Source organism: Micromonospora sp. IBHARD004 (assembly GCF_052814115.1).
This window is the reverse complement of sequence record NZ_CP199934.1, coordinates 5,458,893-5,474,808: the sequence shown is the minus strand read 5'-3', so window position 1 is coordinate 5,474,808 and position 15,916 is coordinate 5,458,893. Positions and strand designations below refer to the sequence as shown.

The 15,916-nt window shown below is 71.3% G+C and carries 14 protein-coding genes, 2 tRNA genes and 1 pseudogene; 14 read left to right on the top strand and 3 right to left on the bottom strand.

Translation table 11 applies throughout. The features are described 5' to 3' along the window. Positions 1-87 precede the first annotated feature (87 nt). On the top strand, positions 88-1,971 hold the full coding sequence (locus ACTWO6_RS26630) for a propionyl-CoA synthetase (protein WP_446216498.1): 1,884 nt from the start codon (positions 88-90) through the stop codon (positions 1,969-1,971). A gap of 52 nt (positions 1,972-2,023) precedes the next feature. Here ACTWO6_RS26630 and ACTWO6_RS26625 read toward each other — a convergent pair whose 3' ends face one another. After that, on the bottom strand, positions 2,024-4,774 hold the full coding sequence (locus tag ACTWO6_RS26625) for an Hsp70 family protein (protein WP_446216497.1): 2,751 nt from the start codon (positions 4,772-4,774) through the stop codon (positions 2,024-2,026). Positions 4,775-5,124: 350 nt separating this feature from the next. On the opposite strand from ACTWO6_RS26625, the gene ACTWO6_RS26620 reads away from it, so the two are divergent. The 8 genes from ACTWO6_RS26620 to ACTWO6_RS26585 all read left to right on the top strand — a co-directional run bounded on the left by ACTWO6_RS26620 (position 5,125) and on the right by ACTWO6_RS26585 (position 10,480). Next, the gene (locus ACTWO6_RS26620) at positions 5,125-5,289 is read left to right on the top strand and encodes a hypothetical protein (protein ID WP_446216496.1); all 165 of its coding nucleotides are present in this window, start codon (positions 5,125-5,127) and stop codon (positions 5,287-5,289) included. Continuing rightward, positions 5,262-5,510: a hypothetical protein gene (locus ACTWO6_RS26615; protein WP_446216495.1), complete on the top strand. Its 249-nt coding sequence runs from the start codon at positions 5,262-5,264 to the stop codon at positions 5,508-5,510. The genes ACTWO6_RS26620 and ACTWO6_RS26615 overlap by 28 nt, the downstream gene beginning before the upstream one ends. Positions 5,511-5,603: 93 nt before the next feature. Beyond that, positions 5,604-6,533, top strand: a complete 930-nt coding sequence (locus ACTWO6_RS26610) for a hypothetical protein (protein WP_446216494.1) — start codon at positions 5,604-5,606, stop codon at positions 6,531-6,533. A gap of 109 nt (positions 6,534-6,642) precedes the next feature. After that, a complete protein-coding gene (locus ACTWO6_RS26605) occupies positions 6,643-7,929 on the top strand; it encodes an FtsX-like permease family protein (protein WP_446216493.1) in 1,287 nt (428 codons plus the stop codon). Beyond that, positions 7,926-8,150, top strand: coding sequence for an FtsX-like permease family protein (locus ACTWO6_RS26600; RefSeq protein ID WP_446216492.1), 225 nt, complete (start codon positions 7,926-7,928; stop codon positions 8,148-8,150). Before ACTWO6_RS26605 ends, ACTWO6_RS26600 begins: the two co-directional genes overlap by 4 nt. Positions 8,151-8,654: 504 nt before the next feature. Further along, a complete protein-coding gene (locus ACTWO6_RS26595) occupies positions 8,655-8,912 on the top strand; it encodes a hypothetical protein (RefSeq protein ID WP_446216491.1) in 258 nt (85 codons plus the stop codon). A gap of 126 nt (positions 8,913-9,038) precedes the next feature. After that, positions 9,039-9,662, top strand: a complete 624-nt coding sequence (locus ACTWO6_RS26590; RefSeq protein WP_446216490.1) for a hypothetical protein — start codon at positions 9,039-9,041, stop codon at positions 9,660-9,662. Between the two features lie 386 nt (positions 9,663-10,048). After that, complete coding sequence (locus tag ACTWO6_RS26585; RefSeq protein ID WP_446216489.1) at positions 10,049-10,480, top strand: hypothetical protein; 432 nt, start codon at positions 10,049-10,051, stop codon at positions 10,478-10,480. Positions 10,481-10,520: 40 nt separating this feature from the next. On the opposite strand, the pseudogene ACTWO6_RS26580 reads toward ACTWO6_RS26585, so the two are convergent. After that, positions 10,521-11,588 (bottom strand): annotated as a pseudogene (locus tag ACTWO6_RS26580) (IS30 family transposase); the annotation flags it as partial. Positions 11,589-11,629: 41 nt separating this feature from the next. Between ACTWO6_RS26580 and ACTWO6_RS26575 the strand changes: the two are divergent. After that, positions 11,630-12,310 carry a tyrosine-type recombinase/integrase gene (locus ACTWO6_RS26575; protein ID WP_446216488.1) on the top strand — a complete coding sequence of 227 codons (681 nt, stop codon included), beginning with the start codon at positions 11,630-11,632 and terminating at the stop codon, positions 12,308-12,310. A gap of 91 nt (positions 12,311-12,401) precedes the next feature. On the opposite strand, the gene ACTWO6_RS26570 is transcribed toward ACTWO6_RS26575, so the two are convergent. Next, positions 12,402-12,475: transfer RNA gene (locus ACTWO6_RS26570), tRNA-Gly, on the bottom strand. A 307-nt stretch (positions 12,476-12,782) separates the two neighbouring features. Here ACTWO6_RS26570 and ACTWO6_RS26565 point away from each other — a divergent pair. The 4 genes from ACTWO6_RS26565 to ACTWO6_RS26550 all read left to right on the top strand — a co-directional run bounded on the left by ACTWO6_RS26565 (position 12,783) and on the right by ACTWO6_RS26550 (position 15,836). Beyond that, a tRNA-Pro gene (locus tag ACTWO6_RS26565) sits at positions 12,783-12,856 on the top strand. 145 nt (positions 12,857-13,001) lie between these two features. After that, a complete protein-coding gene (gene tig / locus ACTWO6_RS26560; protein WP_446216487.1) occupies positions 13,002-14,348 on the top strand; it encodes a trigger factor in 1,347 nt (448 codons plus the stop codon). Between the two features lie 173 nt (positions 14,349-14,521). Continuing rightward, positions 14,522-15,163 (top strand): ATP-dependent Clp protease proteolytic subunit, encoded by a 642-nt coding sequence (locus ACTWO6_RS26555; RefSeq protein WP_334457005.1) that lies wholly within the window; start codon positions 14,522-14,524, stop codon positions 15,161-15,163. 10 nt (positions 15,164-15,173) lie between these two features. Further along, positions 15,174-15,836: an ATP-dependent Clp protease proteolytic subunit gene (locus ACTWO6_RS26550; RefSeq protein ID WP_130339200.1), complete on the top strand. Its 663-nt coding sequence runs from the start codon at positions 15,174-15,176 to the stop codon at positions 15,834-15,836. The last annotated feature ends 80 nt before the right edge of the window (positions 15,837-15,916 follow it).

The following is a 15,916-nucleotide window of genomic DNA, read 5'->3' as shown; positions in this document are numbered from 1 at the left end:
GGCCGTTCGGCGACCCGCGCGGCGCGTCCGGCGCACCGACCCCGACCGGCCGTCGTGCCGGCGGACGTCCGGGGCCAGCATGGGGCCATGGGCGCATATCGATCAGCGTACGAGCGGAGCATCGCCGACCCGACCGGCTTCTGGCGGGACGCGGCGACGGAGATCGACTGGTTCCGGGCGCCGGAGCGGATCCTCGACGACAGCGCGGCGCCGCTGTACCGCTGGTTCCCGGACGCGGTGCTGAACACCTGCCACAACGCGCTGGACCGGCACGTGGCGGCCGGCCGCGGCGACCAGCCCGCGCTGATCCACGACAGCCCGGTCACCGGCACGGTACGCACCTGGAGCTACGCGGAGCTGCTCGCGGAGACCGCCCGGTTCGCCGGGGCGCTGCGCCGGCTCGGCGTCGGCCGGGGCGACCGGGTGCTGCTCTACCTCGCCATGGTGCCGGAGGCGGTGATCGCGATGTTGGCCTGCGCCCGGCTCGGCGCGGTGCACTCGGTGGTCTTCGGGGGCTTCGCCGCCCACGAGCTGGCCGTCCGGATCGACGACGCCCGACCTAAGGTGGTGGTGGCGACCTCCTGCGGCATCGAGGTGGACCGGGTCGTCGACTACCACCCGATCCTCACCGCCGCGCTGGCCGAGGCGGCGCACGCCCCCACGCACTGCGTGATCGTGCAACGGCCGCCCCGCCCCGCCCCGCTCCTCCCCGGCCGGGACCTGACCTGGGACGAGGTCATGGCGGACGCCGAGCCCGTCGACTGCGTCCCGGTCAACGCCACCGACCCGCTCTACATCCTCTACACCTCGGGCACGACCGGCCGGCCCAAGGGCGTGGTGCGGGACAACGGCGGGCACGCCGTCGCGCTGCGCTGGTCGATGCGGAACGTCTACGACATCGGGCCGGGCGAGGTCTTCTGGGCCGCCTCCGACGTCGGCTGGGTGGTCGGCCACTCCTACATCGTGTACGCGCCGCTGCTCACCGGCGCGACCACCGTGCTCTACGAGGGCAAGCCGGTCGGCACCCCCGATGCGGGCGCGTTCTGGCGGGTGGTCTCGCAGCACCGGGTGTCCGCGTTGTTCACCGCCCCCACGGCGATCCGGGCGATCCGCCGGCAGGACCCGGACGGCGCGCTGATCGACGCGTACGACCTGTCCTGCCTGCGTACCCTCTTCCTGGCCGGCGAGCGGCTCGACCCGGACACCTGGGCCTGGGCGGGGGAGCGCCTCGGCGTGCCGGTGGTGGACAACTGGTGGCAGACCGAGACGGGCTGGCCGGTCGCGGCGAACCTGCGCGGCCTGGAGCCGCTGCCGATCAGGCCCGGCTCCCCGTCGGTGCCGGTGCCCGGGTACGACATCCGGGTGGTCGACGGCGGCGGCCGGGAGGTCCCGGCCGGCACGGACGGCTCGATCGTGATCCGGCTGCCCCTGCCGCCCGGCTGCCTGCCCACCCTCTGGGGCGACGATGAGCGGTACGTCCGCTCCTACCTGTCCACCTTCCCCGGCCACTACCTGACCGGTGACGGCGGGCGGTTCGACGCCGACGGCTACCTCTACGTGATGGGCCGCACCGACGACGTGATCAACGTGGCCGGGCACCGGCTCTCCACCGGGGCGATGGAGGAGGTGCTGGCCGGCCACCCCGCGGTCGCCGAGTGCGCGGTGATCGGGGTCGCGGACGCCCTCAAGGGCCAGGTCCCCAGCGGGTACGTGGTGCTCAAGGCCGGCGCCGAGGTCGACCCGGACGCCCTCGCCGGTGAGCTGGTCGCCCTGGTCCGGCAGCGGATCGGCCCGGTGGCCGCGTTCCGCCGGGTCACCGTGGTGCCGGCGCTGCCGAAGACCCGCTCCGGCAAGATCCTCCGGCGGACCATGCGCGGCCTGGTCGAGGGGCGCGACGAGCCGGTCCCGGCGACCATCGACGACCCGGGCACCCTGGCCGTCTTCCGCGGCCTCGGCGCTCCCGCCGACTGAGCCGTCCCGCCTGAACCGGCCGGGCGGCCGCCGGCGCGGCCCGACCTCGCCGTCAGCCGGCGGCGAAGCGGTGCAGCACGAACTCCTTCGTCGAGGCGCAGGCGATCACCTCGGTGTTCCACGAGCAGGACTCGCCACGGACGTCCTTGAGCAGGCCCAGCTCGACGACCCGGCCGGACTCCGCGCCCACCCCGGCGACGCTGCGGTCGTCCTCACCGCTGCCCAGCGGCTCGGCGAAGACCAGCAGGTTGCCCGCGTCGACCCGGACCGCCGTCCCGTCCCGCGCGTCCAGCACCCGCTGCCCGTCCGGGCCGAAGAGGGTCACCGCCGGGTCCGGGTACGTCCGCCGGGCCAGCACCCGCTCGCCGAGCGGCACCAGCAGATCGGCGCCGGGGGCGGACCAGCGCTCCGTCTTCTTCCCCTCGGCCGCGGCCACCACCACGGCGGTGGCCTGGTCGGCGTCGGTCACCTCCAGCAGACAGGCCCGGTGCTCGCCGCACGGCACCAGCCCTCTGGGTCGGTGCCGCTCGTCCTGCGCCCGGTAGAGCACCGTCGGCACCGCCGAGCTCCCCAGGTCGTACGCGAGCAGCTGGTACCCGCCGTCGTCGTTCGCGACGTACAGCCGGTCCTCGTGTGCGACGACCAGGTCGTCCGGCTCCGCGACGTTGGTGCGCCGCCGCACCACCGCGCCGGTGCCCATCTCGATCAGGTGGACGGAACGGTCCGATGCCACCTGCACGATCCGCCGGACCCCGCCCTGCCACGGATCCCGGGCGCCGCCACCGGCGAAGCCCGGCCCGGCCAGGCCCTCCTCGCTGGTCACCAGATGGACGCTGGTGCGCGAGTTGCCGTACTGATCGCGCGGGTCGGCGCGGCTCCACTTCTCCGTACCGTCGCTGACCCGGAGGCCGACCAGCCGGTGTCCGGCCCGGTCGGCCAGCACGAGCACGTCCGTGCCGAAGAAGAGTTCGTCGTCGCCGTGCACCGGGTGATGCCACCGCTGCCGGCCGGAGTCGGCGTCGAGGACCTCCAGCTCACGGGGGGTGCTGGTGCCGGAGGCGTCCGCGACGAGCGCCACCCCGTCGGGCAGGGCGATGATCCGGTCCCAGCGCTCGGCGGGCGCGGCGCTCTGCCGGCGCCACAGCTCCTTGCCGCTGCCCGCGTCGGCGGCGACCACCTCCAGCCGGTCGTCGTCCCGGCGGTACGCCAGGTAGGCGCGGTCGCCCAGCATCGCGGTGAACATGTCGGTGGGCCGCTCCGCGCCGGCCGCGATCCGCTTCCCCTTGTCGAACGCCTGGAAGTCCAGCTCCGGATGGCGGTCCCGGGTCAAATAGAGCACCGTCGCGGTGGCCACGCCGGCGAGGGCCGCCACCGCGCCGAGCGACACCCAGAGTGCCCGCCGCCGTCGGCCGCCGGGTTCCGTCGCGGCCGACGGGGGTACGCCCGGACCGCCGCCCGGTACGCCCGCCACCCAGTGCCCCGGCGGGGCCGCCGCCGCTCCGACCTGACCGGGGATGGAGCGGCCGTTGGCCGCTCCTCCGGACGGACCGGGGTTCGGCGGCCCGACCGCCTCGCCGACCTGGCCGGCAGGAACCGACCCGGGTCCCGGTCCCGGCGGGGGACCGGCGGGGGCGGTGATCAGCGGCCGGGGCGCCGATCCGGTCCGGCGCAGCGGCAGGTCGGTGAGCGCGCCCTCGGCGACCGGCAACTCCGGTTGCTCCAGCATGGTCGGCGCGACGCCCAGCTCGGCGTGGAGCATCCGGGCCACCAGCGGGATCCGGGACGAGCCGCCCACCAGGAACAGCCCGGCGAGCCGTTCGGGGGTCAGCCCGGCGGCGGAGACCACCCGCCGGGTCTCGGTGACCGCCCGGCGTAGCAGAGGCGTCGCCACACCCTCCAGCTCCTCGCGGGTCAGCGGCACCGCCGCCTCCACCCCCGGCACGGCCACCGGCGCGACCGTGGCGCGGGAGAGCATCTCCTTGGCACCCCGCACGTTCTCCAGGAACCGGAGGCGGTCCCGCCAGTGCGTGGTGTTCTCCGGCTGGGTCAACCGGGCCCACTCGGCCGGGTGGGCGGCGGCGATCCGCTCGCCGAGCAGCTCGACGAGCGCCGCGTCGAGGTCCAGGCCGCCCAGGTCGTCGAGGCCGCCACAGGAGACGACCGTGAAGCCGGAGTCGCCCCACGGGTCCGCGCCCTCGTTGCGGACCACGGCGATGTCGAGCGTCCCGCCGCCGAAGTCGAAGACGGCGACGGCGTCGCCGACCGGCACCGGCCGGCGCAGGGCCTCGGTGTAGTAGCGGGCGGCGGCCACCGGCTCGCGCAGCAGCCGGGTCCCCGGTGGGGTGGGACCGGACATGGTGTGTTCGGCCGCCGACGGCCAGCCGGCCAGCGCCAGCGCGTCGGCGAGCACCTGCCGGCGGTCCGCGTCCCAGGTGGCCGGGCAGGTGACGACGGCGGGCGGCAGGAAGCCGACCGCGCCGACCGCCGCCTCGGCGACCGTGAACAGGACCGCGGCGAGCAGCTCGGCAGGGGAGAGCCGACGGTCGCCGAGCGGGACGGCTGCCTCGTCGACCCGGCGCTTCGGGTTCGGCTCGTACCGGTCCGGGTCGACCTGGGCCAGCCGTTGGGCGTCCCAGCCGACGTGCAGCTGGCCGTCCGCGTCGGCGTACACGCCGGAGGGAAGGATCGGCTGCCCGTCGACGAGCAGCGGCCGGGTCCGCCCGTCCGGCCAGCGCAGCACCGCCACCGTGTTCGACGTGCCGAGGTCGACGCCGAGGGCGAACCCGTCCTGCTGGCCTGCCATTCGCCGATACCTCCGCCGAGACGAGGGGATGCCCGGCCCCGCATCGTACGCAGCCACCACCGCTCCACCATTGATCGGTCTGTCAGGGCCCGGCACTCCTCACCGGACCGTCCACGGACCGGAAATCCACGGGCGTCGCGGACGGAACCTGCGACACCATGATCGGGTGATGCGTGCGTGGGGGAGTGGACGGCGCCGGCCCGCCGTCACGGACGAGCCGATGACGGCAGCGGTGGCCAGCGCGATCGACCGGGCCCCCACAGGCGGCTGGGACGCTCTCGACGGCCTTCTCGACGTGCTGGCCGATGTGGACGACCGGGGTGACGACGCCACCGTCAGGCGGGCGCTCCATGCGCTCGGCGGGCAGCAGCCACGGCGACGGCCGGGTACGCGAACGCGCGGTGCGGGCCATCCTGGTCGACCCGCGCCCCGAACTGATGCCGTTCCTGGTGCTGCGGACCGGTGACTGGGTGCGACAGGTACGGGAGTGGCCTCCCGACTGCGCGCCGGCCTGATGCTGGCGCTGGATCCCGATCCGCGGCTGTCGGACCGGGACCGTGCGGACGTCACCCGGCTCGCCCGCCACGCCGGCCGTACTTCGCGCCGGATGCCGCGACCGGAGCTCGCGGTGCCGGTGGCCCAGCGCGCGGAGCTGGTCCCCCTCGCCCGGCGGGCCGGTGCGGCCCTCGGCGAGGAGACCTCCGGGCTGCTCGAAGCCTGGCTGAGGACCCCCTGACGAAGGCGGGCGGTCCCCCGCACCGCACGGGCGATGCCGCACCGTGACTGCCGCGAGACCCAATGGTCTGTCGCCATCGGGCACCGTGACCCCATGAAGGCGCTACCGGTGGTGGCCCGGGTGATCCTCGCACTCGGGCTGTCGGGCTTCGGGCTCCTGATCGTGTTCCTCGTCCTCGTCGGACACCTCCTCGGTCCCGAGATCAACGAGGTCACCGAAGTCCGGGACGGGACAGCACCCGGCACGGTGCAGGTGAGCGTGGAGAGTCGGACCGCCCGCAGCCACAGTTCGACCTCCTGGACGCTGGACGACGAGGGATCCATCCAGCGCCGATCCGACGACCAGCCGCGGCCGGCCCGGACAAAGGGCTGTGCGGACGCCGACTGCTACCGCGTGGTGCCCGGTCGCCTTCGGGTCGAGCGGCGGCACGGCGACACCGGTGCGTACACGGTGGCGTGGGAGGTCGGCGATGCGACGTACCGTCAGCTCGCCGCGGCGCAGCCCGACCTCGGTGACCCGGCCGCCCACCTGTCGTCACGGTCGCTGGTCGTGCACAAGGTCGGCGGTGGTCACGTCGTCTTCGTCGCGAACGGCCGGGACGGGTTGCTCTACCGGGACGTCACCGGCGGATGGCATCGGCTGGGATCGCCGCAGGGCGGCGAGGGCGTCTACTTCGAACCGCCGCCGCGCCTGGCCACCGACCCGCGTCCGCTCGACCTGACCTGGTACGCGGTCGGAGTCGTCGTACTGGTGGTCCTGCTGTCCGGTGCGATTCCCGTCGCCCGTAGGCGACCGTTCCGGTTCGGCCCGGCGTTGATGGTCGTCCTCGTGGCGCTCGCGGCCGGGGCGGTGGCACTGCTGGGCGCCCGGTTCCCGGACGTCGGCATGTTCCCGGGAGTCTTCTACGGCGTACCCGTCATCTTTGCCGCGCTGGTCCTCGGCAGCTGTTGCGCACTGCTTTTCGCCATCGCCGCCGGTAGAGGTTCCCGGGCCGGGACGATCCCAGGGGCCAACGGGCACTGACCCGTTCGAACATGTTCCCCGCATGTACATACGTGACGTATACCCTCGGAGTAGGTCCACCGATCCGAGCACCTGCGACGACTGCGGAGTCGGCCTCAAGGAAGCCGGGATGTACCTGCTCCTCTCCGTGGTCGCGGCCGGGCTGGTCTTCCCGCTGCTCATGCTGATCGGGACGGCGACCCGGCTCGCCGCGGCCCGGCGGGAGCAACGCTTCGCCGCCATGCGCCTCGTCGGTGCGACGCCCCGGCAGATCTCGGTGCTGGCCGCGGTCGAGTCGACCGTCGCCGCCGTCGCGGGCACCGCCGTCGGCTTCGGACTGTTCCTGCTGTTCCGCCCCGCGCTCGCCGCGATCCCGTTCACCGGCATGCCCTTCTTCACCAGCGACCTGTCACTCGGTGTGGTCGACGTGCTGCTGCTCGCGCTCGGTGTACCCGCCGGCGCCATGGTGGCCGCGCGGCTCGCTCTGCGCCGGGTACGGATCTCCCAGCTCGGCGTCAGCCGGCGCGTCACCCCCCGCCCGCCGCGCGCCTGGCGGCTGATCCCGCTCGTCGCGGGCCTGGCCGAACTCGCCGGGTTGGTCGGCCGGCGTCCGGCCAGCAGCGCTGGTCAAACCTTGGCGTACCTGCCGGGAATCCTGGTGATCATGGCGGGGCTGGTGATCGCCGGACCGTGGCTGACCATGGTCGGCGCCCGGGTCATGGCGCGTCGGGCCAGCCGGCCTGCCACGCTCATCGCCGCACGGCGGCTCGCGGACAACCCGCAGGCCGGCTTCCGGGCGGTCAGCGGACTCGTCCTCGCGCTCTTCGTTACGAGCGTGGCCACCGGTGTGATTACCACGATCGTCGCCGACCGGGGCGCCCCGCGCACCGGCTTGGTGTTCAGCAGCGCCGTCTCCAAGACCTTCTGGCCACAGGAGCGGGCCGAGGGTCAGGCCGCGCCGCCGGTGGACGCGATCCCGGCCGAGCTCGGATCGGTCCCGGGGGTGCGGAGCGTCGTCGTGGTCCGCGCCAACCCCGACGACCGGCCGGACGCCGACGGCTGGCGGTGGCCCGGCGTGATCTCCTGCGCCGAACTCGCCCGGGTCCCCGAATTCGGCGGCTGCCCTGCCGGGGCCGGGGTGGCCGCGGTGGACCGGATCTCATCGGTCCGCGAATGGTCCGGATGTCCGACGGCCCTCCGGTGTGGAGGGCGGCCACCATCCCGCCGGGCGACCTGTGGCAGTTGCCGATGCTGTCGGTCGTCGTCCAGACGGACGGGTCCGACGCGGCGATCGAACGGGCCAGGACGGTCCTCGAGGCGGCCTTCCCGCAGGGACGTTTCCCCAGCACCGTCGGCGAGTTCGAAGCCGACTTCGGGCGCACCCTCGTCCAGTGGCAACAACTGGCGCACGTCGTGATCCTCGTCAGCCTGCCGATCGCGGGCTGCAGCCTGGCCGTCACCGTGGCCGGCGGCCTCAGCGACCGGAAGCGCCCCTTCAGCATGCTGCGCCTGACCGGTGTCCAGCTCGGCGTGCTGCGCCGGGTGGTCGCGCTGGAGAGCGGCGTACCCCTCCTGTTCGCCGCGGTGGTGGCAACGGGAACTGGGCTCCTGACCGCCCATCTGTTCCTCACGTCGTAGATGCACTACTCGCTGCGGCCGCCGGAGCCGACGTTCTATCTGATCGTTCTCGGTGGGCTCGTCGCCTCGCTCGGGATCATCGCGTCGACCATGCCGCTGCTGCAGCGGATCACCGGCCCGGAGACCGCCCGGAACGAGCGACCGGCACTTACGAGGGCCGGACCGCCTCGTGACGCGAGTCGGCCCAGGTGTGGCGGTCCTGCCGCGCACCTGGGCCGGGGGGGGGGGGGGGGGGGGGGGGGGTGGAGCGGGCGACGGGAATCGAACCCGCACCGTCAGTTTGGAAGGACGAAGATCACGGCCGCCAGGGACCTGATGGGCCAGTTCAACTGCAGGGAGTGTGTGACCGTTCATGCCCCCTGGTGACCGTCCGGGGTACCGGCTACTGGCACGTGGATGGCACGGCGCGTAGGCAGTACGAGATCAAGTCAATACGGAGGTTCTTGCCAAGATCGCCGATGGCCGACAGTATGAGCCGACTCGACGAGGAGAGGGATCACGGCCATGGACACGGAGCCACCGGTAAACCGCGGCTTGGCTGCCCTCATGGTCGCCTCCGGCGCCGCAGGCCTGATCCTGCTACTGACCAGCAACGGGGGTCGCCGCTTGATCCTCGCCTTGGTGGCTTTCGCCTGCTTCATCGTCTTCGTCGCACTGCTCGGCTTGAGTTCGATTCTCCGCCAGCACGAGCTCTGGCGCGGATGGTCTGAGCGGCAGCGGTTGAACGAGAAGAAGGCTGATGAAGAGAACGCAAGCCTCTAGAGCTTCGGCGAGGGCCGGGATTCGGGGCGGAGCCCCGAATCCCGGCTCAACTGTCGGCTTGGGCCATCCGGGACCTGGTAATCGCGTGGTTCGGGGTCGCGCATGACGTGGCGAAGGACTGGGTCGGTGGTGGCGGTCATCCTGGCGATCATCGTCGCAATGGTGGGCGTCGAAGCTTGGCGGTGGTGGCACAACCACCCGCCGTACGGTCCAGAAGCGCTGGCTATCCAGTCCTCGCTCAGGTTCGTCAGCTACGAGGAGGCTCAGGCCGCGCTCGGTGAGAACGCGAATGCCCCCTTGGCGTCCGGACGCGACCAGTTGGTGCTCGGCCGGATTTCCTGGCAGGCCCCGCCCAAGGCACTCGATGGCGGCTATTTTGCGATCTTCCTTATCGACAAGCGCACCCACCACAAGCCGGAGGTCATCGCCGTACCTGCGCCGCAGGAGGAGTCGGTCGGCCTCGGGAGCGCCGGCATCGAGAGCAGGATCGAAGAGCGCTACCCCTGGCTACGAGGTGCGGGCTCCCTCAAGGTCCGGGACAACGAGTGGCGGGACAACGGCAACAGACTTGGCGTGGCCGACGAGAAGGCTTCACCGCTGACGTTCGTCGCGCTATTTCCGTACCTCGACAAGCCCCACTGGGAGCCCACGATTGCCACCGCACCGGTTGCGATGTCGGACCTGCTGTTGGCTCTGGTCTACATGGGGCCGGACGGGCAGGTGTACTGGGCACAGCGGCTCCAAGGCTAGGTAGCGGATCTCCTCGTCGGGCAGTTGCCAGACCGTCCAGCCTCCCCGGACGGGGACAAGGTGGAGCGCCTCACTAGCCGAACGACCTTGGCCCCGTCCGGGGAGGCTGGTAGCCCTTGTGGTGCCCGGCGTGGTGATCTGCGACGGCATCTCTGAGGAGGGTCGGGGTTCGGGGCGGAGCCCCGAGGTCTTCTGGGTCCTGGTCGTCCGTCAGCAGGCCGGGGCCAGGCCGGCGCGGCCCGCTTGCGGGCCGCCTTGATCTGATAGAGCGCAATTCGGCAACGTAGCGCGGACTCGGCTGTCCTGTCACGGCACATGCTTGACAGTGGCGTCCCACCAGACATGATCCGAACAGCGTGGCTGTCGTAACGGACCGGGAGCGTGGCGTGGATCGCTTAGACCTGAGGAGCCGGGATGAGCTCCTGGTTGCCGCTGGCCTCTCCGTCATTGGTGCGGATCCCGGCTGGCTGGATCCCGAACGCGCATGGCAGACGGTGGTGCGAGCCGGGACGCAACCAGACGTGGTGATCGATGACAGCCGGGACGGATATCTGGACGAGGTGAACATGGCCTGGCTTCACCTAGCGCAGTCAGTTGGCGTCATCAGTTCCGACCGAACGTTCTTCGTCAGCGTGGCCGGCCCCGGCGCGTTCGCGCTGCCGTGGGCACTCGTCCGCCTGCAAGACGGTCCCCGGATGGCTCAGCACTTGGTCATCTATCCCGGCGAGCCTGAGTTCGTCACTATCGGGACCGAAACGCAGGGACTGTGCGGGGTCACAACGGAGGAGGATGGGATCTGGTTGCTGTCCGCCTCCTAGGCACACCGTCAAGCATGTGCTGGGACGGATTTGGGCGGGTTCAAGGGGTGTGCGCAAGTAGCTCGGCGAGCTTCTCGGATGGTGTCATGAAGCCGAGGGTCTTGCGGGGGCGGGTGTTGAGGCTACGGGCGAAACGAGCGAGGTCGTCGGCGGTGTGGAGCGATAGGTCTGTTCCCTTGGGCATGTACTGGCGGAGCAGGCCGTTGGTGTTCTCGTTCGATCCACGCTGCCAAGGCTTGTGGGGGTCGCAGAAATAGACCTGGATGCCGGTGGCTGCGGTGAATTGGGCGTGCTGGGACATCTCCTTGCCTTGATCCCAGGTGATGGTGCGAACCAGCTCGTCGGGCAGGGTGGCGACGGCCTGCCGCATCGCCTGCTCGACGCTGTGGGCGGTGCGGCCTTGGGGTAGGTGCAGCAACAGCAGGAATCTGGTGCTTCGCTCCACGAGGGTGCCCACCGCGGACTTGCTGTCTTTGCCGAGGATCAGATCGCCCTCCCAGTGGCCGGGCACCGCACGATCGTCGGCCTCGGCGGGGCGTTCGCTGATCATGACCATGTTCGGGATCCGGCCGGTGTTCTCGGGCCGCTGGCGGGCGCGGCGCTTGACTCGGCCGGTGCGCAGGCAGCGGGCCAGCTCTCGGCGTAGCTCACCGCGGCCCTGCACGAACAGCGCCTGATAGATGGTTTCGTGGCTCACCCGCATCAGGGGATCGCCGGGGAACTCGATTGGCAAGCGCCGCGAGATCTCCTGCGGTGACCACCAGGCCCGCAGCCACTCGGTCACCTTCCCGGCCAGCCTCGCACAGGCCAGCTTCGGCGTCTTCGGGCGTCGGGCCCGCGCTCGAGCTCGCTGGTGAGCCCGCCATGCGCGGTAGTCATCCCGGCCGCCGTTACCAGCCACTTCGCGTGAGACCGTCGAGGTGGCCTTGCCGAGCCGGGCGGCGATCGACGTGAACGATTCGCCGCCACGAAGGCCGAGACTGATCTCCTCCCGGTCGGCGAGGGTGAGCCGCCCGGGCCCCGGCTGCCAAGAGTCGGATCGCACAGGGCGTTTCGATTCGCGGCGTACGACGGTTCGGACGATCTCATGGGAGCAGCCGACCTGGCGGCAAGGCGTACTGCCTGCTGCGGGCCGTCCTCAACACGGCGGTGCGGGAGGACGAGATCCTTCGGCAGAACCCGTGCCGAATCAAGGGCTATGACCGCTACCACACGCCGGAACGGCCCACCGCCACCATCGCCCAGGTCTACGCCCTGGCCGACGCCATGCCGGCCCGCTTCGCCGCACTCATCATCGTCGCTGCCCTTTCGGGCCTGCGCTGGGGAGAGCTGGCTGCCCTGCGCCGCTGCGACGTCGACCTCGACGCCGCGACCGTGCGGGTGCCCCGCAAGCTCGCCGCCCTGAAGGATCGCCTGGAGTTCGGGCCACCCAAGTCGGCCGCTGGGGTCCGTGTCGTCGCGCTGCCGGCGGCCGCGGTCGAGGCGCTCCAGGAGCACCTGGCTGAGCACGTCGAGAGCGGCCCCGAAGCGCTGATCTTCACCGGGGAAAAGGGCGCGCCGCTGCGGTCCGGCAATTTCGGACGGGCCGTCAAGTGGACCAAGACCGTCGCCTCGGTGGGCCTGGTCGGCTTCCACTTCCACGACCTGCGCCACACCGGCAACACCCTCGCAGCCGCCTCCGGGGCCAGCACCCGCGAGCTCATGCACCGCCTGGGACACGCCACCATGCGCGCCGCCCTGATCTACCAGCACGCCACCAGCGAGCGCGACCGCGAGATCGCCCGGGCGATGGACCGCCGCATCACCGGAGAGGACCGACGCCGACCGTGAATGGCACGCGGATGGCACGCAAGATCCAACACGGGGGAGAAGCGAAAGGCCCAGGTGCCGCGATCATGCGGTTTACCTGGGCCTTCGTGGGTGGAGCGGGCGACGGGAATCGAACCCGCACCGTCAGTTTGGAAGACTGAAGCTCTGCCATTGAGCTACGCCCGCGAGCGCCCCGCGGTGACGAGGCGCGCCCGACAGCCTACCCAATGCCCGGCCCGCCCGCGCAGCGCCGTACCGCCGCGCGGGCCCCCTGCCCCCGTCAAGATCCGCACAACGTGCGGGAAAGAGCGGCCTCCCGGGCTCGGAGAGCACTCTTTCCAGCAAGTTGTCGCCTTGCCTGGGCCGGAGCCCGGGCCGGGAGGCCCGGGCCACGCGACCGGGCCGCGCGCCCGGCGGGCGGCGGCCGGAGCGGCGGGTCGATGCGGCCCCGGGACGTCCGGGGAGCGCGGACGGCATACACTTCTCGTCGCCACGGGGTGTGGCGCAGCTTGGTAGCGCACTCGCTTTGGGAGCGAGGGGCCGTGGGTTCAAATCCCGCCACCCCGACTGTCGTCCGCGGCCGGGTCGTCCGGGAACCGCCGATTTTTCCGCGCGGTACCCCGGGCGCTGCCGAACCGGCAGCCCGGCTCGCCTACACTCGATTGTCGCAATCACGCCCAGACTCAACTGAGATCCGTCAAGGAGTACGCCTGTGAAGAGCACCGTCGAGACTCTGAGCCCGACGCGCGTGCGGCTCGCCATCGAGGTGCCGTTCGTCGAGCTCGAGCCGAGCCTCAGGAAGGCGTACCGGGAGATCGGTTCGCAGGTGCAGGTGCCCGGCTTCCGCCGGGGCAAGGTGCCGGCCGCCGTGATCGACCAGCGGGTGGGCCGGGGCACCGTCCTCAACGAGGCGGTGCAGGAGGCCATCCCGCAGAACATCCTCGCCGCGGTCCGCGAGCACGACCTGAAGACCCTGGGTCGCCCGGAGGTCGAGATCACCGAGTTCAACGACGGTGACTCGCTGAACTTCACCGCCGAGGTCGATGTCCGCCCGGAGATCACCCTGCCCGACCCGGCCACCATCGAGGTGACCGTGGACGAGATCCAGGTCGACGACAGCGAGATCGACGAGCAGGTCAAGGGCCTGCGGGAGCGGTTCGCCACGCTGAAGACCGTCGAGCGGGCCGCCCAGGAGGGCGACTACGTCCAGATCGACCTGAACGCCACGGTCGACGGCGAGGACGTGCCGGGCGGCTCGGCGACCAACATCTCGCACGAGGTCGGCAGCAAGCAGCTCCTGCCGGGCCTGGACGAGGCCGTGGTCGGCCTCGCCGCCGGTGACAGCACCACCTTCTCCACCCAGCTCGTGGGCGGCGACTTCGCCGGCCGGGACGCCGAGGTGGCCGTGACGGTGCGCACCGTCAAGGAGAAGGAGCTGCCGGAGCTGGACGACGACTTCGCCCAGATGGCGAGCGAGTTCGACACCATCGAGGAGCTGCGGAACGACCTGCGTGAGCGGGTCACCCGGGGCAAGCAGGTCGAGCAGATCTACGCGGCCCGCGACAAGGCCCTCGAGCAGATGGTCGCCGCCGCCGAGGTGCCGGCGCCGGACGGTGTCGTCCGCGAGGAGGTCGAGAGCCGCAAGGCCGCCATGGTCGACCAGCTCGAGCGGATCGGCGCCTCCCTGGAGGAGTACCTCGCCGCCGAGGAGAAGACCGAGGAGCAGATCGACGCCGAGCTGACCGAGGCGGCGACCGACGGGGTCAAGATCCAGCTGCTGCTGGACACCCTGGCCGACGCCGAGGACGTCCAGGTCTCCGACGACGAGTTCGGTCACGAGATCGTCCACCGCGCCCAGCGCGCCGGCATGGCCCCGCAGCAGTACTACGACCAGCTGGTCCGCTCCGGCGCCGCCACGGCCGTCTTCGGCGACGTCCGCCGCGGCAAGGCGCTCGCCTCGGTGATGGAGAAGATCAAGATCAAGGACTCGGCCGGCAACGAGGTCACCCTCGACGCGCTGCGGGCCCAGAACGAGGCCGAGCACGACCACCAGCACTGATCGTCACGGGTTGGCCGCCGTCCGCCGCTTCACGGTGGGCGGCGGCCGAAACCCTTTCCGGGGTACGTCTCCAGGACAGCTGCGCTGAGAGCGAACAGTGTCCCGACCGGGAGTACGCCCACCGGCTGAGCGGTTAGTGTCGGGTAGGACGGTACGGAGAGCGAAGGGCTGCCATGACCGACATGCACATCCCAGCGAAGCCGCTCCGGGCGATCGAGGCCCGCGGTGGCGACACCATTGGCAACCTCGACGACTCGGTCTACAACCGGTTGCTGAAGGAGCGGATCGTTTTCCTCGGCAGCGAGGTGACCGACCAGGTCGCCAACCGCATCTGCGCGCAGCTGCTGCTGCTCGCGGCGGAGGACCCGGACCGCGACATCAACCTCTGGATCAACTCGCCGGGTGGCTCGGTCTACTCCGGCATGGCGATCTACGACACCATGCAGTTCATCGACAACGACGTGTCGACCGTGGCGATGGGCATGGCTGCCTCGATGGGCCAGCTGCTGCTCTGCGCGGGCACCAAGGGCAAGCGGTACGCCCTGCCGCACGCACGGATCATGATGCACCAGCCGTCCGGTGGCCTCGGTGGCACCGCGTCGGACATCGCGATCCAGGCCGAGCAGATGCTCTACACGAAGCGGATGTTCCAGGAGCGCGTCGCCCACCACACCGGCCAGAGCCAGGCGCAGATCGAGGCGGACTCGGACCGGGACCGCTGGTTCACCGCCCAGGAGGCCATGGACTACGGCTTCATCGACAAGGTGATCATCGGGGCCGCCCAGGTTCCGGATGGCGCCGGGACCCTGAGCTGAGGAGCTGACGATGACTGATCTGAGCCTGCCGCCTCAGTTCGCGGCCGTGCACAACCGTTACGTGCTCCCCTCGTTCGTGGAGCGCACCTCGTACGGGGTCAAGGAGTCGAACCCGTACAACAAGCTCTTCGAGGACCGGATCATCTTCCTCGGCGTGCAGGTGGACGACGCGTCGGCCAACGACGTGATGGCTCAGCTGCTGACGCTCGAGGGCACCGACCCGGACCGCGACATCATCATGTACATCAACTCGCCGGGTGGTTCGTTCACCGCCATGACGGCGATCTACGACACCATGCAGTACGTCCGGCCGGACATCCAGACCGTGTGCCTGGGCCAGGCGGCCAGCGCCGCGGCGGTGCTGCTGTCCGCCGGCACCCCGGGCAAGCGGATGGCGCTGCCCAACTCCCGGATCATCATCCACCAGCCGGCCACGGAGGGCGGCTACGGTCAGGGCTCGGACATCGAGATCCAGGCCCGGGAGATCCTGCGGATGCGGACCCAGCTGGAGGACATGCTCTCCCGGCACTGCAACCGCCCGATCGAGCAGGTCCGCAAGGACATCGACCGGGACAAGATCATGACGGCCGAGGAGTCCAAGGAGTACGGGCTGGTCGACACGATCCTCACCAGCCGCAAGAAGGGCCTGTTGGCGGCGAACGCCGCCAGCTGAGCAACACCTGGTCGGAGGTCGGCCGTGGATCCGTTCCCGGCCGACCTCTGACACACCCGTTTTGGGGGTCGGAGAAACCT

Excerpts from the sequence above, each read along its gene's own strand:
- ACTWO6_RS26555 (WP_334457005.1), top strand. The coding sequence starts at position 14,522 with ATGACCGACATGCACATCCCAGCGAAGCCGCTCCGGGCGATCGAGGCC.
- ACTWO6_RS26610 (WP_446216494.1), top strand. The coding sequence starts at position 5,604 with ATGAAGGCGCTACCGGTGGTGGCCCGGGTGATCCTCGCACTCGGGCTG.
- ACTWO6_RS26605 (WP_446216493.1), top strand. The coding sequence starts at position 6,643 with ATGTACCTGCTCCTCTCCGTGGTCGCGGCCGGGCTGGTCTTCCCGCTG.
- ACTWO6_RS26620 (WP_446216496.1), top strand. The coding sequence starts at position 5,125 with ATGCGCTCGGCGGGCAGCAGCCACGGCGACGGCCGGGTACGCGAACGC.
- ACTWO6_RS26625 (WP_446216497.1), bottom strand. The coding sequence starts at position 4,774 with ATGGCAGGCCAGCAGGACGGGTTCGCCCTCGGCGTCGACCTCGGCACG.
- ACTWO6_RS26550 (WP_130339200.1), top strand. The coding sequence starts at position 15,174 with ATGACTGATCTGAGCCTGCCGCCTCAGTTCGCGGCCGTGCACAACCGT.
- ACTWO6_RS26630 (WP_446216498.1), top strand. The coding sequence starts at position 88 with ATGGGCGCATATCGATCAGCGTACGAGCGGAGCATCGCCGACCCGACC.
- ACTWO6_RS26595 (WP_446216491.1), top strand. The coding sequence starts at position 8,655 with ATGGACACGGAGCCACCGGTAAACCGCGGCTTGGCTGCCCTCATGGTC.